This is a genomic window from Aeromonas molluscorum 848, from assembly GCF_000388115.1.
Taxonomy (GTDB): domain Bacteria; phylum Pseudomonadota; class Gammaproteobacteria; order Enterobacterales; family Aeromonadaceae; genus Aeromonas; species Aeromonas molluscorum.
Window position 1 is genome coordinate 1 of the sequence record NZ_AQGQ01000046.1, and the last position, 23,806, is coordinate 23,806.

Genomic DNA, 23,806 nt, shown 5'->3' on the forward strand with positions numbered 1-23,806 from the left:
TGCCCAACCTCATCTCCATCATAGGGGTGAGCTTCATCGGTTCCATCATCTACGCCATCGTCACCGAGGCGACTCTGGAGTTCCTGGGGCTGGGCGATCCGACCGTGGTCAGCTGGGGCATCATGCTCTACAACGCCCAGACCTCCAGTGCCATCCTGGTTGGCGCCTGGTGGGAAATACTGGCCCCCTGCTTCGCAATCGCCGCGCTGGGAGCGGGCCTGGCCCTGCTCAACTTCGCCATTGATGAGATAGCCAACCCGCAGCTGCGCTCCCACAAGGGGTTGCGTCGCTGGAAACAGCTGGCCGTCCCGGCCCCGGTCATCACCGCTCAGGAGAAGACAGCATGAAATCGCAACAACCCCTGCTGTCGGTGCGCGAGCTGTGCGTCGACTACATCACCGAGAGCGGCGACGTGCGCGCCGTCAACTCGGTCAGCTTTGACATCATGCCGGGGGAGGTGTTCGGCCTCGCCGGTGAGTCCGGCTGTGGCAAGTCCACGGTCGCCTTCTCGGTAGCCCGGCTGCACAAGCCGCCCGCGTATATCAGTGGGGGCGAGATCCTGTTCAAGGGCGAGAACATCCTCCATTTTGACGACGAGCGGCTGCGCAGTTACCGCTGGCGTCAGGCGAGCGTGGTGTTCCAGTCCGCCATGAACGCGCTCAATCCGGTGTTGCGCATGGAAGAGCAGTTCTGCGACGTACTGATCGCCCACAACCCGGGTCTGACCCGCTATGAGGCGATCAAGCGTGCCCAGGAGCTGCTCGCCATCGTCGACATCCATCCGAGCCGGCTCAAGGATTATCCGCACCAGTTCTCGGGCGGCATGCGCCAACGGCTGGTGATCGCCATCGCCATGGCGCTCAACCCAGAGCTCTTGATCATGGATGAGCCGACCACGGCCCTGGACGTGGTGGTGCAGCGGGAGATCTTGCAGAAGGTCTATGCCCTCAAGGAGAAGTTCAACTTCTCCATCCTGTTCATCACTCACGATCTCTCGCTCATGGTCGAGTTCTGCGATCGCATCGGCATCATGTACGCCGGAGAGTTGATCGAAGTCGCCCCTTCCAAGGCGATCCTGACTGCGCCCCTGCACCCCTATACCCGGGGGCTGGGCAACTCCTTCCCGCCCCTGCACGGCCCGAAAACCGTGCTGGAAGGGATACCCGGCACCCCGCTCAACCTGCTGGAAGTGCCCGTCGGCTGCCGTTTCCAGGCACGCTGCGCCAAGGTGCACGATCGTTGCCGCCAGGAGTACACCGCCCTGGCCGAAATCCGCCCCGGCCAACAAGCCGCCTGCCATCTCTACGCCGACGGCCTGGCCGATGACGAGCTGGCATCCGAACCTTTGATCTTCGCTCAGGCCGCTGGCTGTTAAGGAGTCTTCCATGCATATCGCCGATACCCAGGCTCCCATCATCAAGGTCGAGCATCTCTACAAAGACTTCTCAGTCAACTCCAATGCCATCAAGAGTGGCAAGATGCGGGCGCTCTCCGACATCACCTTCAACCTGCACAAGGGCCGGGCTCTGGCCGTGGTGGGTGAGTCGGGCTCGGGCAAGAGCACCATCGCCAAGATCATCGCCAAGATGTACAAGCTCTCCAGTGGCCGCATTCTCTACCGTGGCCGAGACCTGGAGGAGTTCAACAAGGGCACCGCCCTGCTCGACTACCGCCAGAGCGTACAGATGGTGTGGCAAGACCCGTTTGGTTCGCTCAACCCGACCCACACCATTTACCACCACATCGCCCGCCCCCTGCTGCTGCACAGCAAGGTGATCGACAAGAAAGATCTGCCCGACATGGTGCACAACCTGCTGGAGAAGGTAGGGCTGACCCCGGCCAAGGCAACGGCGGCCAAGTACCCTCACCAGCTCTCCGGCGGCCAGCGCCAACGGGTCAATATCGCCCGCAACCTGGCAGTGGAAGCCGAGGTGGTGCTCGCCGACGAACCCACCTCCATGCTCGATGTATCTATCCGCATCGGTATCCTCAACCTGATGGAGCAGATGAAGAACGAGCTCGGCGTCTCCATGCTCTACATCACCCATGACATCGCCACCGCCCGCTACGTGGCGGAAGACCTGGCGGTGATGTACGTGGGTCACATGGTGGAGTGGGGTGAGGTGGACGAGATACTGCACCATCCCCAGCACCCCTATACCCAGTTGCTCATCTCGGCGGTGCCCGACCCCGAGAAGAGCATCCATGCCGAGCTGGAAGGGGGACGCAAGGGAGAGATACCGCTCTGGACGCCGGAATCCTATGGCTGCCCCTTCGCCGGGCGCTGCAACCAGGTCATGACACGCTGCAAGGAAGCCATGCCGCCGGTCACCCGGCTTGCAGACAATCACTTCGTGCGCTGCTACCTGCACGAATAAGCCCAAACGGGGCGGCCTTGGGCCGCCCCGCTTTTTAGTCAGGCACAGAGTCCGACAGGGTCGCGGAGCGAGGATGACCTCATGCCTGCGCAGCCCATCCCCCTCTGCGCCCTTCCCCGAATGTTGAGGTATCGATGGAACTGCTAGTCAATCAGGTGGGTTACGAGTGTCAGGGCCGCAAGCAGGCATTGCTGCAGACCCGCCCCGGTCATATCCAGGGGGGCCTGGCACGATTGCTGCAGCTGACCGGCGGCCCTGCCCTGTTTGAGGCACAGCTCAATGAAGAGGTCAGCGTCCCCGGCTGGCAGCAACGGGCCTTCTGGGCCATCGACTTCAGCGCAGTCACCCAGGCCGGCGACTACCGGCTCGAGGTGATCACGGCCCATGGCATAGTGCGCTCAGCGCGCTTTCGGCTGGGTGAGCGGTTACTGACCCAGCACTGCTTGTCTGACGTCATTCACTACTTCAAGGGCCAGCGTTGCAGCGGCCAATATGACAAGGCCGACAGGGCCGCGCCCCTGCTCGGCAGCGAGCTGCGCCGTGACGTGCACGGCGGCTGGTATGACGCCAGCGGCGATGTCAGCAAGTACCTAAGCCACCTCTCCTACGCCAACTACCTCAATCCCCAGCAGACCCCCTTGGTGGTCTGGAGTCTGCTGCGCAGCCGCGAGCTGCTGGGCAGGCGCAGTGACATCGACAGCCGCAATCTGGGTAAGCGCCTCGAAGATGAGGGGTTGCATGGCGCCGACTTCCTGTGCCGCATGCAGGATGAATCCGGCTTCTTCTACATGACGCTGTTTGACAAATGGAGCAAGGACATCAACCAGCGCGAGCTGTGCGCCTATGCCACGCAACAGGGACTCAAGTCCGACAGCTGGCAGGCGGGGTTTCGCCAAGGGGGGGGGCTGGCCATCGCCGCCCTTGCCCGCGCCGCCCGCGCTGCTGTAAGTGGTGACTTCGCACAAGCCGAGTATGGCGAGGCGGCCCGGCGCGGTTACCTGCACCTGCGCGAGCACAATCTTGCTTATCTGGATGATGGCCAGGAGAACATCATTGATGAGTATTGCGCCCTCTTGGCCGCCGTCGAGCTGACGCACAGCTTCGGGGATGAGTGGCGGGCCGAGGCCCGCCATTGGGCCGAGCGGCTCGGAGCCCGCTTGCGCCCCCACGACGAACTTGGCCACTACTGGAGCGCGAACCAAGATGGCTCGCGCCCTTACTACCACGCCGCCGAAGCCGGTCTGCCGGTGCTGGCCCTGCTCGAATACCTGGCGCTGGAGACAGACCCAAACCGCATCGCCAGGGCCGAGATCATCGTGCGCCAGGCCCTGCTCGCCGAGCTGGCCCTGACCGGGCGTCCCGGCAACCCCTTCGCCCTCGCCCGCCAGTATGTGAAAGGGGTCAATGAAGCGGCGAGAGTCAGCTTCTTCATGCCCCATCACAATGAATCAGGTTACTGGTGGCAGGGGGAGAACGCCCGGCTGGCATCCCTGGCCGCCGCGGCCTTTGCCGCCGCCGCCCGGCTGCCGGATTTGGCTGCATCCCTCGACGCCCACGGCCAACGGCAACTGGACTGGATCCTGGGGCTCAACCCCTTCGATGCCTGCATGCTCATCGGCCATGGCATCAAGAACCCGGGCTACACGGCGGGCTATCCCAGCGCCCCTGGCGGTATCTGCAACGGCATCACCTCGGGTTTCGAGGATGAGGCCGAGGTCGCCTTCATCCCGGATGAATACAAGGATCGCCTGGATCAGAACTGGCGCTGGGGCGAACAGTGGATCCCTCATGGCGCCTGGTTTGCCCTGGCGATCTGCTGGCAGGAGGCTCGCCATGACTAAGCACCCTGCGTTGCCCGACAACATCGCCTACTGGGTCGGCGTCGATGGCGGCGGCACCCATACCCGGGCTCGCATTCGAAACCAGAAAGGCGAGCTGCTCGGTGAGGGCCGTGCTCCCGGCTCCAATCTGGAACTCGGTATCGATCTGGCCCAGCGCCATGTGCTGGGAGCGGTGCGTGATGCCATGACGGCGGCCCAGCTGCCAGACTCGGCCCTGGCCCGGATGAGCGCCGGATTGGCGCTGGCCTCCGCCGAGCTTGAGAGCTGCTATCGCGACTTCCTGGCCCAACCCCTGCCCTTTGCCGAGACCAGGCTGACATCGGATGCCTTTGGCGCTTGTCTGGGCGCCTTTGGGGGCGGCGAGGGGGCCATCCTCATCGCCGGCACCGGCTCGGTCGGACTCATTTTTCAGGGAGGCCGCATTCGCACCTGCTCGGGGCGCGGTTTCCCCATCTCGGACCTCGGCAGCGGTGCCTGGCTGGGCCTGCGGGCCATCCAGCAATCCCTGCTCTGCCACGATGGCATTCTGGCCCCCAGTCTGCTGGCGGTGCGCCTGCTCGACCACTTCGGACGGGATCAGGCGGCGCTGGTTCGTTGGGCGGCCCAGGCGATACCGGCCGACTATGGCCGCTTCGCCCCCTGGGTATTCGATGCGGCAACGGACGAGGACTCCCTCGCCCAGGCCCTGCTGAGTGAAACCCGGGATCAGCTCGAGACCCTGATTGGCGGCATGCTGGCACAAGGTGCCAGTCAGGTCGCCCTGCTCGGTGGCATAGGGGAGCGGCTCCGCCCTCGCCTCGGCCACCTTCCCCTTGTCACCCCGCAGGCGGACGCCCTGGAAGGCGCCATCCTCTTTGCGAAACGGAAGGAACTGCCATGTCTACACCCCTGATCACCATTGCCGTCGAACGCCGCGATGATGAGGACATCTGGATCTTGTTGACCCTGGACAGGCTGCCGAACGAACCCTGGCAGCTGCACTTCTGCCTCGGTCGTCAGGTAGACGCCAGTAGCTTGCAGGGGGGAGAACTCATCCACCAGAGCGGCACATACAAGGTGATAGCCCCCCACTCGGGGAGTCGGCAGCTGGCACTGTGCTGTCGCAAGACGGCATTCAAACACCTCACCGACATGCCGCAGGGTTTCTTCCTCAGTCTGCCCGAATCCCAGGATGGCCCGCAGATCATCCCCGTCACAGTGGCCAGCCAGGAGCTTGGCCTCGAATCCCCCGCCGCCACGCAGCCGGAACTGGCCGAGGTCGACAGCGAGCACGGCATAGTGCCCCAGCCCCGCCGCCTGGTGCGCGTTGAGGGCAGCTACTTTCGTCTCGCCGAGCGTGCCCATGTCAAGGGGCCGGGCAATCTCACGACCTTGCTTGGCCATTTCAACGAACTGACCTCCCTGGCCCTGGAGCAGGATCACGACGCCGAGATAACCCTGCTGCACGCCAGCCTGGCCGATGAAGCCTATCGCTTGCACATCACGCCTCAAGGGGTCGAGATTGCCGCCGCTGGGCCTGCGGGCTGGCGTCATGGCCTGGTCAGTCTGGCTCAATGGTATCTGCAGCATGGCGAGAGCCTGCCCTGCATCGAGATCGAGGATGAGCCGCGCTTTAATCTGAGAGTCATTCATCTCGATTGTGGCCGTCACTTCCAGTCGATGGCGAGCCTCAAGCGCCTGCTCAAGCAGATGAGTCTCTACAAGTTCAACCGCTTCCACTGGCATCTGACCGATGACGAGGGCTGGCGCCTCGAGATCAAGGCCTTCCCGGCCCTGACCGAGGTGGGCGCCTGGCGTGGCCATGGCTTGGCCGTCGGCCCCCAACTCAGTGGCGGCGCGGCGCGCTACGGCGGTTTCTACAGCCAGGCAGAGGCCCGCGATCTGGTTCAATACGCAGCGAACCTCGGCATCGAGGTGATCCCGGAGATCGACATCCCCGGTCACTGTCATGCCGCCATCAAGGCGCTGCCCGACCTGCTCGTCGAGCCGAGTGATCACTCCCGCTATCTGTCGGTGCAATTTTTTGACGACAACGTGCTCAACCCGGCGCTGCCCGGCACCTATCAGTTCCTCAATCAGGTAATGGATGAGGTGTGCGAGCTGTTCCCGAGCACACTGGTGCACATGGGGGGCGATGAAGTGCCCCACGGGGTCTGGACCGACAGCCCGGCCTGTCAGGCGCTGATGCAGCAGCAGGGCTATCGGGACATCCGAGAATTGCAGGGTCACCTGCTGCGCCACTGCCAGGACTATCTCGCAGCCAAGGGGCGGCAGATGGTGGGTTGGGAGGAGGTGTTGCAAGGGGACAAGGTTGGCAAAGAGGCCATCATCTGCGCCTGGACCAGCTTCCAGGCGGGCTTGGACGCCGCCAGTCAGGGTTATCCTGTGCTGATGGCCGCCGCCCAGTACCTCTATCTGGATCTCGCCTGCAACGACAACATTGACGAACCTGGCCTCTACTGGGCAGGCACACCCAATCTGGAGCAGGTCTACTCCTGTGACCCTGCCCCAGCCGATTTCCATGCCAACGATAACATCCTGGGGGTACTGAGTCCCCTGTGGTCCGAGCTGGTCCATACCCGTGACCGACTCGACTATATGCTGTTCCCACGCATGCTGGCCACGGCGGAAGTCGCCTGGAGTCTGCCGAGTGACAAGGATTGGGCGCACTTCTGTGCCCGGTTGCCCGGTCAACTGGCGATACTCGACCAGCAGCAGGTGCGCTACCGGACACCGCAAAGGTAATGTTGTCACTCTGTTTGGCGGTCTGCGCGGCCGCCTTTTTTTATCCCGTCACCAACCTCTTATTTACTTCCCTGCATCAAAAGACATACACTTCGCACGGTTTTTAACGTGCCATATGGATACATATTATCCACTTTTTTCTGCACTACGCCTAAATAGCCATTAACCTATCTCAATTGACGCCGATATCAGTAATACCGTTCGCCCCATACGAAAGGAACTCTCCCATGTCCAGCCAACCGGCTCCCCTGATCGACCAGGAAGTGAGCTTCCCCGCCTCGGTCCAGCTCGTCTCCATCACGGACTTGCGCGGGGTGATCACCTATGCCAATCCGCACTTCTGCGAGGTCGCCGGTTATACCCAGGAGCAGCTGATTGGTCAGCACCACAATCTGGTACGCCACCCCGAGATGCCCAAGGCCGCCTTCGCCGATCTCTGGCAGCAACTCAAGGCGGGCAAGCCCTGGCGCGGCATGGTTAAGAACCGTTGCCAGGATGGCCGCTACTACTGGGTCGATGCCTACGTCACCCCCCTCTATCAGGAGGGCAAGATCAGCGGCTACCAGTCGGTTCGCTGCAAACCCACCCCTGCCCTGATCCAGCGGGCCAGCGTCATCTACCGCACCCTGCGCCAAGCGGAACAGGGCGCAAAGACAATAAGAGTCTCCTTTACCAGCCTGCGGCCCTGGCTGGCGCTGGCTGGCCTCGCGGCCCTGATGTGGCTGGCCTGGCAAATGGCCGGGGTCACGGCGATGCTGTTGATGCTGCTGCCCTTGCTGCTGCTCGGTCTCCTCTATCGCGATGAGTTGATCGGCACCCGTCGCTATCTGCGCGGGCTGCGCCGCGACTATGACAGCCTGACCCGCCAGGTCTATTCGGGCGGGGAGGCGGCGGCCATTGCCGATTTCCACCTCAAGATGGGCGAGGCGCGGCTCAATACCGTACTGGGCCGGGTCAATGATGCCACCCAGCCGCTGCAGCAACTCGCGCACTCCCTCAAGCTCGCCTCGGGTCAGGCCTGCAGTGCCATCATCGAGCAGGATGCCCAGACCCAGCAGATGGCGGCCGCCATGACCCAGATGGCCAGTACGGCCCAAGAGATAGCTCGCAACATCCAGGATTCCCACGGTCAGGTGGACGAGGCCCGCAGCCGATGCCTGCAGACCGATGACCAGCTCACCCAGACCGAGCACCAGATAACCACCCTGACCGATCAGGCCGAGCAAGCTTATCAGGCGGCCGTGAGTCTGGCCGAGGAGTCGGCGCGGATCGGTACCCTGATGAGCGAGATCCAGGGCATTGCCGATCAGACCAACCTGCTGGCTCTCAACGCCGCCATCGAGGCCGCCCGCGCCGGTGAGCAGGGTCGCGGCTTCGCCGTGGTGGCCGACGAGGTACGCACCCTCTCCACCCGCACCCACAAAGCAACCGAGCAGATCCAGGGCAGCATCAATCAAATCCAGCAAACCCTGAAGCACTGGCAGGAGATGATGCAGACCAACTTGCAGCAGACCCGGACCTGCGCCGAGTTGACCCGCCAGGGCTCGAGCAGCCTGCATCAGGTGCTGGAAGAGATAGAGCAGGTCAGTGCCTGCGGGGCCCAGATAGCGGCAGCCGCCGAGCAGCAGCAAGCCGTGGTCGAAGAGATCAGCCGCAACATCAATGCGATCTCCGAACACTCACAGCACAACAGCCACAAAATGCGCGAGGTCGATGAGGTAAGTCAGGCACTGCTCAACCAGTCCAGCCAGCTCAAAGGACTGAGCGAGACCTTCGGCTGAACATGCTCCCATGACGACAAAGGCGCCACCAAGACCGAGCCTTTGTCACACTTGCCCAGCCAACGACAAAGACGCCACAATGGCGCCTTTGTCGTTATGGGGAATGCACCGCCATGCAAGAAACGGAAACCGGGCTCACCAAGCAGGCCAGGATAGAAGCCATACTGGCGCTGATACCGGCCGGTCGGGTGGCAAGCTATGGTCAGGTGGCGGATCTCGCCGGTTTGCCGGGCCGGGCTCGTCTGGTTGGCAAGGTACTCAGAGAGACTCAGAAAACCCTACCCTGGCATCGCGTGCTGGGCGCCGGGGGCAAGCTCTCCCTGCCCAAGGGGTCGGTGGGTTTTGACGAGCAGACGGGGCGCCTGCAGCAGGAGGGGGTGCCAGTGATGGGTGGGCGGGTCAGGATGAAGGAGTGGCAATGGCAGCCCGATCTGGCCGAGCTGCTGTTTTTGATCCCCTTTTAGGGCCCATTGCGATGAGGTGGCGCTCAGGACGAGCCATTTTACAGGGCTCATCCCTCGCGAGATGAGAGGATCTCGTCGCTGCGAACCTGGACGGGTATGGTTTCCGCCTCTCGCTGCAACAACACCAGCTGGCTCTGCCGGTCGACCTCCAGCACATAGCCAATCCCCTCTCGCGTCAGACAGCTCATGCCTGGCCGGATCTCGTTGATATCCATCTTCGACTCCTTGTCTTGCCTGCCGCTACCTTGCAGCTTTTGCAGTATATCCCCATAAACGAAAAAGGCCCCGCGTTATGCGGGGCCTATCGGCATTGAGGGATCAGGCCTTCTTGGCCTTGGCCAGACTCTCCTGCCATTTGCCATTGTCGTAGTGGGCCGTCCAGCCTGTCGCCTTGCCGTTCACCTCCGTCATCACGTACTGCTCCTTGGTCTTGCGACTGAAGCGGACGATGGATGCGTTACCGTCAGGATCTGACGCCGGGGCATCGGCCAGGTACTGGTGCTTGGGCGAGAGCCGCTCTTTGAAGCGTTTGAGCTCCTCCACCAGCGGTGCCCGCGTCTCCCGGGATTTCGGGAAGTTGCTGGCCGCGAGGAAGAGGCCCGCCGCGCCATCACGGAGCACAAAGTACGCATCGGACTGAGTGCACTTGAGCTCTGGCAGCGGCACAGGATCTTCTTTTGGCGGTGCAATGTCGCCGTTTTTCAAGATCTTGCGAGTGTTTTTACAGGTCTCGTTTGTACAGCCCATGTACTTGCCGAAACGGCCGTTCTTGAGCTGCATTTCGCTGCCACAACGGTCGCAATCTATGCTGGGCCCTTCGTAGCCCTTGAGCTTGAACTGGCCCTTCTCAATTTCATAACCCTCACAGTCCGGGTTGCGGCCACAGACGTGCAGTTTGCGGGTCTCGTCGATGATGTAGGCATCCATGGCGGTGCCGCAAACGCCGCAACGGTGCTTGGCGCGCAGTGCCTCGGTTTCGGCCTCTTCACCATCGGCCGCGGAGACGAACTCGTCCGCCGAGACCAGGTTGATGGTCTTCTTGCAGCGCTCTTTGGGCGGCAGGGCGTAACCGGAGCAACCGAGGAAGACCCCCGTCGTGGCGGTGCGTATCCCCATCTTGCGGCCACAATCCGGGCAGTCGATGTCGGTCAGCACCATCTGGTTGGCGCGCATGCCCCCCTCTTCATGGGGTTTGTCCGCCTTGGCCAACTCCTCGGTGAACTCGGCGAAGAAGGCATCGAGTACGTCCTTCCACTCCTGCTCCCCCTGAGCGACCTCATCTAGCTTGTTCTCCATCTTGGCGGTGAACTCGTAGTTCATCAGCTCGACGAAGTTCTCCACCAGGCGATCGGTGACTATCTCACCCATCTTCTCGGCGAAGAAACGGCGGCTCTCGACCCGCACATAGCCCCTGTCCACTATGGTGGAGATGATGGAGGCATAGGTAGACGGGCGGCCAATACCGCGTTTTTCCAGCTCGCGCACCAGGGCCGCTTCGGTGAAGCGGGCGGGCGGCTTGGTGAAGTGCTGACGGGGATCCAGCTTGATAAGCTTCAAGGCCTCACCGACAGTCACGGCCGGCAACTGGGTATCTTCACCCTTGCGGCCCATCGGCGGCATTGCCTTGGTCCAACCGGCAAAGCGCAGAATACGGCCACGGGCTTTCAGCTCGAACTCACCGGCCTTGACGGTCAGGGTCGAGGCATCGTACTGGGCCGGGGTCATCTGACAGGCGACAAACTGGCGCCAGATGAGGTCATAGAGCCGCACGGCGTCCGACTCCATCCCTTCCAGCTCGCTGGTAGTCAGAGTGACATTGGAGGGACGGATCGCCTCGTGCGCCTCCTGGGCCCCGGCTTTGGAGCCATAGTGATTCGGCTCGCTTGGCAGATAAGGGGCGCCGTACTGGGTCGTGATGTACTCGCGCACCGCCTCGACCGCCTCTTTGCTGAGGTTGGTTGAGTCGGTACGCATGTAGGTGATGTAACCCGCTTCATAGAGACGCTGAGCCATCATCATGGTCTTCTTCACCCCAAAGCCCAGGCGAGTCGAGGCAGCCTGCTGCAAGGTAGAGGTGATGAAGGGGGCTGAGGGCTTGGAGCCGGTCGGCTTGTCTTCGCGGCTGATGACCTTGTATTCGACCCCGTTCAGGGCGGCCAGAGCGGCATCGGTCTCGGCCCTGGTCACCGGCTTGAAGTCGGCGCCATTGCGGCTGAGCACTTCCATGCGCAGGGATTCATCCCCGGCAGTCATCAAATCGGCATGCAAGTCCCAGAATTCCACTGGCACGAACGCCTTGATCTCGCGCTCCTTGTCGACGATGAGACGCACGGCCACGGACTGTACCCGGCCTGCGGAGAGGCCACGAGCCAGCTTTTTCCACAAAAGCGGGGAGACCATGTAACCAACCACCCGATCCAGGAAGCGTCGGGCCTGCTGGGCATTGACCCTGTGCATGTTCAGCTCGGACGGCTGGGAAAATGCCTCCTGGATGGCGCTCTTGGTGATCTCGTTGAACACCACTCGCTTGTAGCGACTCTCGTCACCGCCGATGATCTCGCGCAGGTGCCATGCAATCGCCTCTCCCTCTCTATCCAAGTCGGTTGCGAGATAGATGGTATCGGCCTTGGCGGCGAGACTCTGCAGTTCACTGACGACTTTCTCTTTGCCGGGCAAAATCTGGTAGTTAGCCTGCCAGCCATTGGTCGGATTGATCCCCATGCGGGCAAACAAGGCATTACGATCCTTGGCCGCCTTCTCGGATTCGCTGAGCTTGATGCCGCGAATAACGGGTTTCTTGGGTTCGCTGCTGGCACTGCCGCTGGTCGGCAGGTCGCGGATATGACCGACGCTGGATTTCACCACGTAGTCTTTACCCAAGTATTTATTAATGGTCTTGGCCTTGGCCGGAGACTCTACGATGACCAGTGATTTGCCCATGCTGTAACTTTTATCCTCGTTGCACCCGTCGGGGTTGGTGTGCGGTTTTGTGGGGCTGTATAAGAGATTTGACGCCAAAAAGCAATCTTGGCGACAACTTTGCTTACCATGGCTAACCGCATCGCTTCTTTATTTATTAATGCGAAGCCGAGCCGCCGGACGCAACCGCTTTTTCATTTTTATGCCGTTCATCCCCATTTTTTATATCCGAAACAACATAACAAACCGCCCTCGTAACATAACAAAGCACTTTCGTTATCAGCTTGTTACAACAGACAAAATCTCTTTATAATGGCCGCATCCCGCAGCTTTGTGCGCGGAAGGAACCGCTACCCATATAAAAATCGAAAGGATGTACTTTGATGAAGCACTTCGAGGTTAACTTCGACGGCCTGGTTGGCCCGACCCACAACTACGCCGGCCTCTCCTATGGCAACGTCGCCTCCCAGAGCAACGCCAAGGAGGCGTCCAATCCGAAGGAAGCGGCCAAACAGGGACTGCGCAAGATGAAGGCGCTGACGGAGCTTGGCATGACTCAAGGGGTACTGGCGCCCCAGGAGCGGCCGGATCTCGCCACCCTGCGCCGCCTTGGCTTCACCGGATCCGATGCCCGGGTGCTGGAGCAGGCCGCCCGTCAGGCCCCCGCCGTGCTGGCCGCCTGTTTCTCCGCCTCCAGCATGTGGACCGCCAACGCCGCCACCGTCTCGCCGAGCGCCGACACCCAGGATGGCCGCATCCACTTCACCCCGGCCAACCTGACCAACAAATTCCATCGCTCCCTCGAGCCCGACGTGACAGGGCGCATTCTGCGCGCCGTCTTCCCGGGGGATCGTCACTTCTGTCACCACAGCCACCTGCCGGACAATGATCACTTCGGCGACGAGGGCGCAGCCAACCACACACGCCTGTGCCGCGCCTATGGCGAGGCGGGCGTCGAGTTGTTCGTCTATGGCCGCAGCGCCTTTGACGTATCCCAGCCTGCGCCCAAACGCTATCCGGCTCGCCAGACTCTGGAAGCGAGTCAAGCCGTCGCCCGCCTCCATGGCCTCGGTGAGGAGACCGCCGTCTTCATCCAGCAGAATCCGGAGGTGATCGATCAGGGGGTATTTCATAACGACGTGATCGCGGTAGGCAACCAGAATGTGCTCTTCTTCCACCAGCAGGCTTTCCTCCATACCGAAGCGGCGCTGGCCGAGGTACGCACCAAATTTGGCGAGGGCGAGCTGCACTTTATCGAAGTACTCACTGCCGAGGTGTCGGTACAAGATGCGGTGAAATCCTATCTGTTCAACACCCAGGTCCTGACCCTGCCCTCCGGCGAGATGGCGATCATCGCCCCCACAGAGTGCCGCGACAATCCGGCCGTCTCCGCCTACCTGAGCAAGCTGCTAACCCTGGGCACCCCCATCAAGCAGGTGCACTTCATGGATGTGAAGCAGAGCATGCGTAACGGTGGCGGCCCCGCCTGCCTGCGACTGCGGGTTGCCATGAACGACGCCGAGCTGGCGGCGGTCAACCCGGCCTGCCTCATCAATGAGGGTCAGTTTGCCCGCCTCGATGCCTGGGTCGAGAAGCACTACCGCGACAGCCTGGCCCTGGATGACCTGCGCGATCCCGCCCTGGTGCAAGAGTCCCGCACCGCCCTTGATGAGCTGACCCAGATCCTCAAACTCGGCTCCGTCTACCCCTTCCAGCGCTAAGCCGCCAGGGGCTTGAGCCAAGCCGTCAACGAAAAAGGCCGGACAAGTGTCCGGCCTTTTTGTATGGGTGCATGCTAGCGCCAGCCTGCTTCGCGCATTAGCGCCAGGGACTCTGCTGCCAGAGCCGCTCCAGCCCCTGAACCAGCCCCAGAGCCCCCTGCTGGCCCAGTTTCTGGGTCAAAGACTTGGGCTTTTGGAAACACAATCCGACCAGATGCCGCTCCTCGGCACGGCGCAGCAGGTAGTCATCGCTGGTACAGAGCTCATCCACCAACCCGAGATCCTTGGCATGGCCGGCGAGCCAGTGCTCCCCGGTGGTGACCTTGTCTATGTCAAGGGCCGGGCGATGGGCGGCCACGAAATCTTTGAACTGCTCATGGATGGCCCCCAGCTCCTCGCGAAACTTCTCCCTGCCAGATTCGTCATTCTCGCCGAACATGGTGATGGTGCGCTTGTACTCGCCTGCGGTGTGCATCTCGAATTCAATGTCGTGCTTTTTCAGCAGCTTATTGAAATTGGGCATCTGAGCCACCACGCCGATGGAGCCGACGATGGCAAAGGGAGCCGCCAGTATCCTGTCAGCCACGCAGGCCATCATGTAGCCACCGCTAGCCGCCACCTTGTCGATGGCCACCGTCAGGGTGATCTGCTTGTCGCGCAGTCGCTGCAACTGGGAGGCTGCCAGGCCATAACCGTGCACCACGCCGCCGCCGGACTCAAGACGCAGCAACACCTCGTCACCAGGCTGGGCGACGCCGATCACGGCGCTCACCTCTTCCCGCAGGGAGGCAACCTCCCTGGCATCCATGCTGCCATGAAAGTCCATCACGAACAGACGACGCCGCTCATCCCCCTGCTTGCCACGCTGCTTGCTGCGCTCTTTTTGCTGCTTTTCGAGCTGTTTGCGCTCCTGCTTGCCAGCCAGAGAGGTTCGCAAGCGGTTCTGGGTCTGCTCCAGCTCGGCGGAGAGATCCCTTATCACCAGCTCGCCCTTGCGGGACTTGGGGTGGCGCGCGCTGACCAACATCAGGATCAGGGCACCGATGGCCAGCAAGAAGGTGAGTGTCTTGGCCAGAAACAGGCCGTATTCGCTCAGAAATGCCACAGAGAACTCCGTTGAGAGTGAAAATTTTTTCCATTCTAGGGAGTTTGCCCAAAGGGCGCAAAGGCTGTCACCAGCCTCCAGACGGAGCAACACGGGGGGCTGGCCACGTCCTTGACACCAGGTTTACCTCAGGGGAAGGTGTGAAAAACCGTGCATAAATAGGGCCATTGCCAGCTTTTCTTGCGGTTATTTACTGGCAAGCGCCTCGTTTTCTTCACATTTTTACCCTGCCGCACTGGTCAAACCGCCAACCCCCTCAGTACACTTGCCCGGATAACACCAGCCGATTGCTCAACAGGAGTGGTCAATCGGCATGGTCAACCGCACAGTATCAAAGGAGTCGTCATGCTCGATTATCAGGCCCCCGCCACCTTGCTCAACAACAAAGTCATTCTGGTGACGGGTGCTGGCGATGGCATTGGCCGGGAAGCGGCACTGACCTTCGCAGCCCATGGCGCCACCGTCATACTGCTCGGCCGCACCGTCGCCAAGCTCGAAGCCGTCTATGACCAGATTGAAGCCGCGGGTCACCCCTTGCCTGCCATAGCCCCGGTCGATCTGAAGGGGGCTACCGCCAGCCATTACCGTGGCATGGCCGAGACGTTCGCCGAGCAGTTTGGTCGCCTTGATGGCGTTCTGTTCAATGCGGGTCTGCTTGGTACCCTGTCGCCCTTCGAACACATCCAGGAAAAGGAGTGGGACGAGGTGATGCAGGTCAACGTCAAGTCCGAGTTCCTGCTGACTCAGGCGCTGCTGCCGCTGGTGCGCCAGACAGCCAAGCAACACGGCGAGGCGTCCCTGCTCTACACCTCGTCAAGCGTGGGCCGCAAGGGCCGCGCTTACTGGGGCAGCTACGCCATCTCCAAATTCGCGGTCGAAGGCATGATGGAAGTACTGGCCGATGAGCTGGAAAACACCGGGGTGCGCGTCAACAGCATCAACCCGGGTGGTACCCGCACCAAGATGCGGGCCAGTGCCTTCCCGGCCGAAGATGCCATGGCGCTCAAGACGCCGGCCGACCTCATGCCGCTTTATCTCTATCTGATGGGCGCTGACAGCCAGGGCAAGACGGGCCAGACCTTCGTTGCCCAACCCAAATAACCACAAAAGCAGGCCCGCTCCGCCAACAGCAGTTAGTGTTATTAGAGTCCGTTGATACGGGCTTGGTGCAGAATAACCAGCAGGTGAGTCATGTTTCGTCCCAAGAGTACCTTCGAGCAGTGGCGTATCTTTCAGGCCGTGGTCGACTGTGGCGGTTATGCCCAGGCGGCCGAGGTGCTGAACAAGAGCCAGTCCTCCCTCAACCATGCGGTGGCCAAGCTGCAGCAGAGTCTGGGGGTGGCGCTGCTGGAGGTGCGTGGCCGCAAAGCGGTGCTGACGCCGGCGGGAGAGATCTTCCTCAAGCGTGCCCGCCAACTCAGCCTGCAGGTAGAAGACCTCGAAAACCTGGCCGACAACCTGGAACGCCAGTGGGAACCCCAGATAAACCTCTATATCAGCACCTTGCAACCCAGAGAACGGCTCTATCGCGCCCTGGCCCGCTTCTACCCGCGCAGTCGGGGTTGCCGCATCAATCTGCATGAGCGAGTACATTGCCACTTCAATGCCTTGCAGCTGGGGGATCTGATGATCTCGGAGCACCTGCCAAGCGACCGCACCGGCCTGCCCCTGGACGAGGTCAGTCTGTTGCCGCTGTGCGCCCCCACTCATCCCCTGGCCTGCGAGCCTGCCCCCCTGCCCCTGGATAAACTGGCCAACCATAACCAGATAGGCCTGCATCCTCCCATTCATCGCTCGGTGGACTGGAATGACGCCGATGATACCGGCTGGAAAGTCACTCACTATCAGGAGGCGATCGCACTGCTGCAGCAAGGACTCGGCTACGGTTGGCTGCCACGCCACCTGGCCAACGCTGCCCTGGCCGATGGGTCGCTGGTCGCGCTGACCCTGGAAGGGGGAAGCGAACGCCACCTCTATACCTACCTGCTGACCATGAGTCCGGACTCCCTAGGCCCGGCCACCGAATTGCTGCTGCGCTGTCTACGCGATGAGTACCAGCATACCGATAAGACCCCGGGCTACTGAGGTTACCGCCAGTCTCCTGAATTTGCGCCCCCAGTCCCCCCCAGGATTACCCCCCTCGCCCTGCCAGCCAATAAAAAACCCGCACAGGGCGGGTCTCGGTTTTTTTCGATTGATGCCCCAGGCCACAGGCCGGGCTCCCTCAAACATTGGGCACCCGCCAGCAGGCGGCCAAGGCCAGCATGGCAAGTGTCAGCGCCACCATGAAGACACCGTGAAAACTCCACAGCTCGGCCACTATGCCGGCGATGGCCCCCGCCAAGATGGAACCGGTACGAATGCTGTTGGCGAACAAGGTGGTTGCCACGCCGGCCCGGCCCGGCATCAAGTCCTGAAAGTAGGACATGCCGATGCCGGCGATGATGCCGATGAAGATGGCATTGAACAGTTGCAGTGCGATCAGCGCCTGCTGGCTCGAGAGTGTCACCAGACCGATGTAGAAACCAACCCCGGCCAACACCGCCACCAGCATCATGGGCCTCTTGCCAAATCGGCGCGTGTAGTAGCCAGCCAGCAGCATGAAGGGGATCTCCAGCGCCGCCGCCGTGCCCATCAAGATCCCGGCCAGCTTCTCGTCCAATCCCAACTCGCGGGTAATGTAGAGCGGCATATTGATGAGATACATGCTGTTGCAGGTCCACATCAGGGTGGAGGCGATGAACAGCGCCCGCACCGAGGGATCCCGCCAGCTGCTGACCTTGGGAGCCGCCTCATCTCTCATCGGCAGTGGCAATGAGGGCAGCCAGCGCCATACCACCAGGCCGCAAATCAGATAGGCCAAGGCGGAGGCGAGGTACATCACTTCGAAGCCATAACCGATGGCCAGTGCGAACGCCATGGGTGGCCCTATCACCCAGGCCAGGGAGAACTGGGCCCGCATCACGGAGCTGAACATGTCGGCGCGCTTTTGCTGGCGATCCGCATGCTCCCGTGCCAGGGCGAACAGCTGCGGGCTGGCGGTGGCCGCCAGGCTGGCCAGCAGCACGCCAAGGCTGACCAGCAGCCAATAGTTGCGGTTCCAGGCAAACAGCAGCGAGAGTGCCATACCGGCGGCGCAGCAGCGCAGGATCAGGGTTTTGCGATCTCCCTTGCTGTCAGATCGGTGACCAAGCCATTGACTGATGAGGATGCCAACCAGGGCATTGACCGTGTAGAAGAGTCCCACCAGGAAGGGCCGCACCTGCACCTCCTCGGCCAGAAACAGGCTCAACGTGGGGACCTGCAGGGCGACCGCCACCCCCGTCATGAAGGTGACGGCCAGAAACGACAAAGAGACAGGATCCGGGCGCTTGATGACCGCAGTCAGGGATTTCATAGGGCTATCACCAAATTGGAGGAAGGAGGTGCGGATGCACAGCATGACGGCGGCTATTTTATGACACTATCAAGAGCCAGCTCAAGGCTTGCGACTCCCCCACGGACACCGTACATTGAGAGGCCATGTCGCCAGGCGGCACTCGCCATCATGGCCGCCCGCTCCCGCACCTCAGGTGCCTGGGGCGGGCAGACCGGCAATGCCCAGGCGCCACGACTATTTGGCCAGAAAAAGGATGGAAGATGTTTGATTTTGACAGGGAAATTGACCGTAGCGGCACCATGAGCCTGAAGTGGGACAAATACAAGGGCCAGGACGTGCTGCCCATGTGGGTCGCGGATACCGACTTCGTCTCTCCCCCTTGCGTGCTCTCGGCGCTGACCGAGCGGGTCGCCCACGGTATTTTTGGTTACTCGCGCCCCTCCCCTCGTCTGATTGAACTCATCATGGCGCGCTTGAGTGAGCGCTATGGCTGGCAGATAGAGGCCGAATGGCTGGTGTTCCTGCCCGGCGTGGTGCCAGGTCTCAATCTGGCCTGCAAGGCCTGGAGCCAGCACGGGCGCGGCATCATCACTCCCAAGCCGGTCTACTACCCCTTCTTGCAGGCGCCGGGGTTCAATGACAGGCCTCTGTTGACGGTGCCCATGGTGGAACAGGATGGCCGCTGGCTGCTCGACATCGAAGAGCTGGAGCGCCAGGCACCCTCGGCAGACCTGCTGCTGCTGTGCAACCCGCAAAACCCGGGTGGCACCATCTTCACCCGCGAAGAGCTGGCAACCATAGACGCCATCGCCGAACGCCATAATCTGGTGGTCTGCTCGGACGAGATCCACTGTGACCTGCTGCTGGACAAGGATGCCAGGCACATTCCCTATGGCGCCATCAGTGCTGAGGCCGCCCAGCGCAGCGCCGTCATGATGGCACCGAGCAAGACTTTCAATATTGCTGGCCTCTGCTGCTCCTTTGCCGTAGTGCCCAATGCCCGGCTGCGCCTCAAGCTGCAACAGGCAATGCGCGGCATCAGTGCCGACGTCAACCTGCTTGGTTTCGTGGCGGCCGAGGCTGCTTATGAGGGAGGCGAGGCCTGGCTCCAGGCGCAGCTGGACTATCTGCGTGACAACATGATGTTGATCGAGCAGGCCGTCGCCCGCTGGCCCGGCGTCAGCATGGCACGCAACCAGGCCACCTACCTTGCCTGGATAGATGTGGGTGCCCTGGGCCTGGATAACCCCATCGCCTTCTTCGAGCAGGCAGGCGTCGGCCTCTCCCCCGGCGCCCAGTTCGGCGATGGCGACTTCGTGCGCCTCAACTTTGGCTGCACCAAGGCGCTGCTTGTCAAAGCGCTGGCGCGCATGGAACAAGCCATACTCAAGCTGCCCAAATAATTTTGATGGGCCCAGGCGGCCCATCCCCTTTTTCCTGATTGGTTATCTATGCGCCCACGAATATCCACCCTGCTCGCCCCCCTGCTTGTCTTGCTGTGCTGGGGGGCAAACGCCCAGCCCGCTGACCGCTACCTCACCATCAGCACCGGAGCCCTCACCGGCGTCTATTACCCTGTCGGTGGTGCCCTCTGTCGCCTGCTCAATGAAGAGAGCGCGCAACATAACTTGCATTGCAGTGTGCAGAGCACCAAGGGATCACTCGCCAATCTGCGCGATCTGGCAAGTAACAAAAGCCAACTCGCCCTGGTGCAATCCGATGTGCTCTATCACGCGGTGCACGGCACGGGTCCCTTCGCGGATCAGCAGCCCGATGCTTCACTACGCACCCTCTACCGGCTTCATCGAGAATCGGTCGCCCTGCTGGTCGGCGAGAAGAGCGGCATCAGCAGCCTGGGGGATCTGGTGGGTAAGAAGGTCGATCTTGGCAGTGCCAACGGGGGGGACAGGATCACCATCATGGCCATTATTGAAGCCATGGGTTGGCAGGACAAGGATTTCAGCGGCCAGGTCACACAGGGGCCCGACCGACTGCAAGGTTTGTGTGATGGCACCCTGGATGCCGCCTTCGTGGTCGCGGGTCAACCGAGTCAGGTTATCTCGGATCTGACCGGGCGCTGCAAGGCACGCTTGATTGCCATTGAGGATGCCAAGATCGATCAACTGATTAAAGGCTCAACCTATTACGAGCATGGTCGCATCGCGGCCAACCTCTACCCAGGTCAGACTATCTCGCTGCCCACCGTCACGGTATATGCGGACCTGGTGGCCCTCGATACCTTGCCTGCCGAGACGGTCCATCAACTGCGACGGGTCATGGACGCACGGCTCAAGCAGTTCACCCGCCTGCATCCGGCTCTGATCGATCTCACCCAGGAGAGCATGAGGGTCGCCCACCCCGGCTCCACCCCATGCCGCCATGCTCGATGACGCCAATGCTCCTGCGGCAATCGAGCCCGGCGCCTTGCCAGGCCTGATGCCAGAATCACTGCAGCCCGGGTTGGAGGCGTCGACTGCGGCTGCCACAGAGCCCGCCCCCGAGGCTATCGTCTCCGCAGCTGTCTCAATCCAGCCTGAAGGCGCCGTGTCGGTGGCACCGGCCACCGAATCCGCCCTCCCGCCCCCAGATGGGCCAGGCACAGAGCCGCAGCAACCCGCCTCGGGATCAGTTGCAACCGAGCCAGCACCAACCAGCCCGGAGCCGGCGGTGAGCGACGCCATTCAACCGGCATCGGCGGCTCAGCCCACCCCTTGAACTGGCAGGCCCGGCAGCCGGGTAAAACAGCCATGGATAAGAACAAGGGCCACCTCCGGGCGGCCCTTGTCACGAAGGGCTGACACCCCCTCATTCGAATGTGATGCATTGGCCAGGTGATCCCGCGGCCCGTCGCCACCAAGCCCCCCTTGCTTCCTTACGTCCCCTTGACCTTGGGATCCTCTTCCTTGACGTGCCCCTCCTTGACCTGCTCACTCAGGGCCAGCTCCAGGCCGAGATAGGGGTGAGGACGCTGTATCTCCTCCTCGACCCAGTGCAATAGCTGCTTGATAGCCCGGGACAGCACCTGGTTCTGGCGCACCACATACCCCAGACTGGTGCTGGGGAAGTCGTGCAATTCGGTGACCGGCGCCGTCAACTTGAGGCGCGGGTGCAGGGAGAAATCCGGCACTATGGCCACCCCGAACCCCGCCTCCGCCCAGTCGAGCTGAGCATCCACGCTGCCCACCTCCATGATGCGACAGGATGGCAGTCCCAATAGCGACAAGGAGGGATCGATCAGTGCCCGGGTACGAGTGTCATGACCAAGCAAGATGAGCGTCGGCTCATCCAGGGGATCGCTCTGTCCCGCCTTGGCTCTGGCCTGCCAGCGGCTTAACCCCTGACCCAGCGCACACCAGGTCACCTGCTGCAACTCGGTGTAGAACAGCGGCTCGCTGCGCTTTTGCGCCATCACGAAGCCCAGATCCGCCCTGCCGGCCTTGACAAGCTCGGCGGCCTGATCCGAGGTGGTATTGAACAGCGTGAGATCGATGCCGGGGAAGGCCTGTTTGAAACGTTGAAATGGCTGGATCAGCAACAGGCGAGAGATGATGTCGCTGGCGGCGATGGCCAGCTTGCCCTGGCTGAATTGGCCCAGGGCATTGAGATCGGCCTGACAGAGTTGCAGTTCGGCGATGGTGCGCTCGGCACTTTGCAGCAACCGCTCACCGGCCTGAGTCAGCCGAAATGGGCTGCGCTCTATCAGCCTGACACGGGTCGCCTGCTCCAGATTCTTGAGATGCAGGCTGACATTGGGTTGAGTCATGTGCAGTTCGGTTGCCGTCTGGCCAAAGTGCTGCAAGCGAGCCAGAGTAACGAAGGTATTGAGCCAGTGAATATCCAGCATAAGAAGACTCCAGGCGGCTCTGGGGCTGGCCGTCGATAAAAACAGCTCAATTATATGGTTTTCTTATCGGAATTATAAAGATAATTAATTTTTCTAATCCTCACTAGCCTCCTAGGATGAACGCCTAACGTCTTAGGAGAAAGTCACATGTCGTCTATCGTAGTCGTAGGTGCTAACTGGGGTGATGAAGGCAAAGGCCGCATCGTCGATTATCTGGCAGGCCAATCCGCCGCCAGCATCCGTTTTCAGGGCGGCAACAACGCCGGCCACACCGTCGTCAACGACCTGGGCACCTTCAAGCTGCACCAGCTGCCGAGTGGCGTATTCAACCCGGAGTGCCTGGTCGTCCTTGGCCCTGGCATGGTCATCAGCCCCGAGCCGCTGACCCGCGAGCTGGCCGAAGTAAAGGCTGCTGGCGTCAATCCCAAGATGGCCATTTCAGATCGTGCCACCTTCTGCCTGCCGATCCATGCGCTGGAAGATACCCTGGAAGAAGTCCGTCTGGGTGATGGCGCCTATGGCTCCACCCGTCAGGGCATTGCCCCGGCTTACGGTGATCGGGTCATGAAAAAAGCGATCCTGGTCGGCTGGCTGAAACAGCCTGAAGTGCTGGTCGAGCGCATCCAGTTCTTCCTCGACTGGAAGCTGCCGCAGCTCAAGGCCCTCTACCCGAGCTTCGAGTTCAGCCAGACCGCCCAGGAGATGGCCGACTGGCTGCTGGAAGTGTCCGCTCCCTGGATCGATGCCGTCTGCAACGTCAGCGAGCCGCTCAAGGCCATCCAGGCCCAGAATGGCACCCTGCTGTTCGAAGCCCAGCTGGGCGCCGGCCGTGACCTCATCTACGGCGAATATCCCTGGGTGACCTCTTCCCACGTTTCCGGCGCTTACGCCGGCATCGGTGGCGGCCTGCCGGCCCTGCGCCCCGAGCGCGTGATTGCCGTGGCCAAGGCGTTCAGTACCTCTGTGGGTACAGGCACCCTGATCACCGCCATGGAGAACCAGGAAGAGTTCCGCAAGTTCGCCAACGAGTTCGGCGCCACCACCGGCCGTCCCCGTGACATCGGCTACTTCGACGCCGTTGCCACCAAGCAGGGTCTGGAGATCCAGGCCGCCAACGAGATCGCCCTGACCAAGCTGGACTGCCTCTCCGGCATGCCGGATCTGAAGATCTGCGTGGCCTACGAAGGTGCCAACACCGAGAACCCGATCTGGCCGCAGACCGCCGGTCTGAAGCCGGTGTACGAGTCCATGGAAGCCTGGAGCGAAGACATCTCCCACATCCGCAAGTTCGAAGACTTGCCCAAGGCTGCCCAGCACTATGTGCTGCGCATCGAAGCCCTGCTGGGTGTGCCGGTGCCCATGGTCTCCGTCGGCCCGGGCCGCGAGCAGATGATACTGCGCTAAGCCGCTCGCATCGCTGCCGCTAAGGCAGATAAAAACCGGTCTCCATGAGGCCGGTTTTTTTTATGGCCGCCCACCACCAACCGCAGCGGCGTCCCCAACCCTCTCTCAACCCCTCTCCTTTCCCCACAAAGCGCAGTTCGGCTCAAAATAGGCATTTTTAAATCCAATATTGAGCAGCATGGTTGAATGTGGCTTGTCCCCCGCCGCTAGACTGATCCCGTCATC

At 61.6% G+C, this 23,806-nt stretch carries 18 protein-coding genes and 1 pseudogene; 14 read left to right on the forward strand and 5 right to left on the reverse strand.

What is annotated here, in order from left to right:
* The 8 genes and pseudogenes from G113_RS08695 to G113_RS08730 all read left to right on the forward strand — a co-directional run.
* Nucleotides 1-347, forward strand: a pseudogene (locus G113_RS08695) (ABC transporter permease); the annotation flags it as partial.
* The gene (locus G113_RS08700) at nucleotides 344-1,375 is read left to right on the forward strand and encodes an ABC transporter ATP-binding protein (RefSeq protein WP_005899100.1); all 1,032 of its coding nucleotides are present in this window, start codon (nucleotides 344-346) and stop codon (nucleotides 1,373-1,375) included. The pseudogene G113_RS08695 and the gene G113_RS08700, both read left to right, overlap by 4 nt.
* 10 nt (nucleotides 1,376-1,385) lie before the next feature.
* Nucleotides 1,386-2,378 (forward strand): ABC transporter ATP-binding protein, encoded by a 993-nt coding sequence (locus G113_RS08705; protein ID WP_005899102.1) that lies wholly within the window; start codon nucleotides 1,386-1,388, stop codon nucleotides 2,376-2,378.
* Between the two features lie 134 nt (nucleotides 2,379-2,512).
* Entirely contained in the window at nucleotides 2,513-4,219 is a 1,707-nt protein-coding gene (locus tag G113_RS08710; protein ID WP_005899104.1) for a glycoside hydrolase family 9 protein, read from the forward strand.
* Nucleotides 4,212-5,111 (forward strand): BadF/BadG/BcrA/BcrD ATPase family protein, encoded by a 900-nt coding sequence (locus G113_RS08715; RefSeq protein WP_005899106.1) that lies wholly within the window; start codon nucleotides 4,212-4,214, stop codon nucleotides 5,109-5,111. The genes G113_RS08710 and G113_RS08715 overlap by 8 nt, the downstream gene beginning before the upstream one ends.
* Nucleotides 5,096-6,964: a beta-N-acetylhexosaminidase gene (locus G113_RS08720; protein ID WP_005899109.1), complete on the forward strand. Its 1,869-nt coding sequence runs from the start codon at nucleotides 5,096-5,098 to the stop codon at nucleotides 6,962-6,964. Before G113_RS08715 ends, G113_RS08720 begins: the two co-directional genes overlap by 16 nt.
* Before the next feature lie 227 nt (nucleotides 6,965-7,191).
* Nucleotides 7,192-8,745 (forward strand): methyl-accepting chemotaxis protein, encoded by a 1,554-nt coding sequence (locus G113_RS08725; RefSeq protein WP_005899111.1) that lies wholly within the window; start codon nucleotides 7,192-7,194, stop codon nucleotides 8,743-8,745.
* Nucleotides 8,746-8,858: 113 nt separating this feature from the next.
* Nucleotides 8,859-9,209, forward strand: a complete 351-nt coding sequence (locus G113_RS08730) for an MGMT family protein (protein WP_005899113.1) — start codon at nucleotides 8,859-8,861, stop codon at nucleotides 9,207-9,209.
* 47 nt (nucleotides 9,210-9,256) lie between these two features.
* On the opposite strand, the gene G113_RS21485 is transcribed toward G113_RS08730, so the two are convergent.
* Both G113_RS21485 and topA read right to left on the reverse strand, forming a co-directional pair.
* Complete coding sequence (locus tag G113_RS21485; protein ID WP_005899115.1) at nucleotides 9,257-9,424, reverse strand: hypothetical protein; 168 nt, start codon at nucleotides 9,422-9,424, stop codon at nucleotides 9,257-9,259.
* A gap of 103 nt (nucleotides 9,425-9,527) precedes the next feature.
* Nucleotides 9,528-12,149 (reverse strand): type I DNA topoisomerase, encoded by a 2,622-nt coding sequence (topA, locus tag G113_RS08735; protein WP_005899117.1) that lies wholly within the window; start codon nucleotides 12,147-12,149, stop codon nucleotides 9,528-9,530.
* Between the two features lie 362 nt (nucleotides 12,150-12,511).
* On the opposite strand from topA, the gene astB reads away from it, so the two are divergent.
* Nucleotides 12,512-13,849: an N-succinylarginine dihydrolase gene (gene astB, locus G113_RS08740; RefSeq protein ID WP_005899118.1), complete on the forward strand. Its 1,338-nt coding sequence runs from the start codon at nucleotides 12,512-12,514 to the stop codon at nucleotides 13,847-13,849.
* A gap of 97 nt (nucleotides 13,850-13,946) precedes the next feature.
* Here the strand turns inward: astB and sohB are convergent, their stop codons facing one another.
* Nucleotides 13,947-14,954: a protease SohB gene (gene sohB, locus G113_RS08745; RefSeq protein ID WP_005899120.1), complete on the reverse strand. Its 1,008-nt coding sequence runs from the start codon at nucleotides 14,952-14,954 to the stop codon at nucleotides 13,947-13,949.
* 345 nt (nucleotides 14,955-15,299) lie between these two features.
* On the opposite strand from sohB, the gene G113_RS08750 reads away from it, so the two are divergent.
* The gene (locus G113_RS08750; RefSeq protein ID WP_005899122.1) at nucleotides 15,300-16,055 is read left to right on the forward strand and encodes a YciK family oxidoreductase; all 756 of its coding nucleotides are present in this window, start codon (nucleotides 15,300-15,302) and stop codon (nucleotides 16,053-16,055) included.
* 90 nt (nucleotides 16,056-16,145) lie between these two features.
* A complete protein-coding gene (locus G113_RS08755; RefSeq protein ID WP_005899124.1) occupies nucleotides 16,146-17,039 on the forward strand; it encodes a LysR family transcriptional regulator in 894 nt (297 codons plus the stop codon).
* Nucleotides 17,040-17,178: 139 nt separating this feature from the next.
* Here G113_RS08755 and G113_RS08760 read toward each other — a convergent pair whose 3' ends face one another.
* Nucleotides 17,179-18,351 (reverse strand): MFS transporter, encoded by a 1,173-nt coding sequence (locus G113_RS08760; protein ID WP_005899127.1) that lies wholly within the window; start codon nucleotides 18,349-18,351, stop codon nucleotides 17,179-17,181.
* A 242-nt stretch (nucleotides 18,352-18,593) separates the two neighbouring features.
* Between G113_RS08760 and G113_RS08765 the strand changes: the two genes are divergently transcribed.
* Both G113_RS08765 and G113_RS08770 read left to right on the forward strand, forming a co-directional pair.
* Nucleotides 18,594-19,736 carry a MalY/PatB family protein gene (locus tag G113_RS08765; protein WP_005899129.1) on the forward strand — a complete coding sequence of 381 codons (1,143 nt, stop codon included), beginning with the start codon at nucleotides 18,594-18,596 and terminating at the stop codon, nucleotides 19,734-19,736.
* Nucleotides 19,737-19,784: 48 nt separating this feature from the next.
* A complete protein-coding gene (locus G113_RS08770; protein ID WP_005899131.1) occupies nucleotides 19,785-20,723 on the forward strand; it encodes a TAXI family TRAP transporter solute-binding subunit in 939 nt (312 codons plus the stop codon).
* A gap of 482 nt (nucleotides 20,724-21,205) precedes the next feature.
* Here the strand turns inward: G113_RS08770 and G113_RS08775 are convergent, their stop codons facing one another.
* Nucleotides 21,206-22,177: a LysR family transcriptional regulator gene (locus G113_RS08775; protein WP_005899133.1), complete on the reverse strand. Its 972-nt coding sequence runs from the start codon at nucleotides 22,175-22,177 to the stop codon at nucleotides 21,206-21,208.
* Nucleotides 22,178-22,324: 147 nt separating this feature from the next.
* Between G113_RS08775 and G113_RS08780 the strand changes: the two genes are divergently transcribed.
* The gene (locus G113_RS08780) at nucleotides 22,325-23,581 is read left to right on the forward strand and encodes an adenylosuccinate synthetase (protein ID WP_005899134.1); all 1,257 of its coding nucleotides are present in this window, start codon (nucleotides 22,325-22,327) and stop codon (nucleotides 23,579-23,581) included.
* The last annotated feature ends 225 nt before the right edge of the window (nucleotides 23,582-23,806 follow it).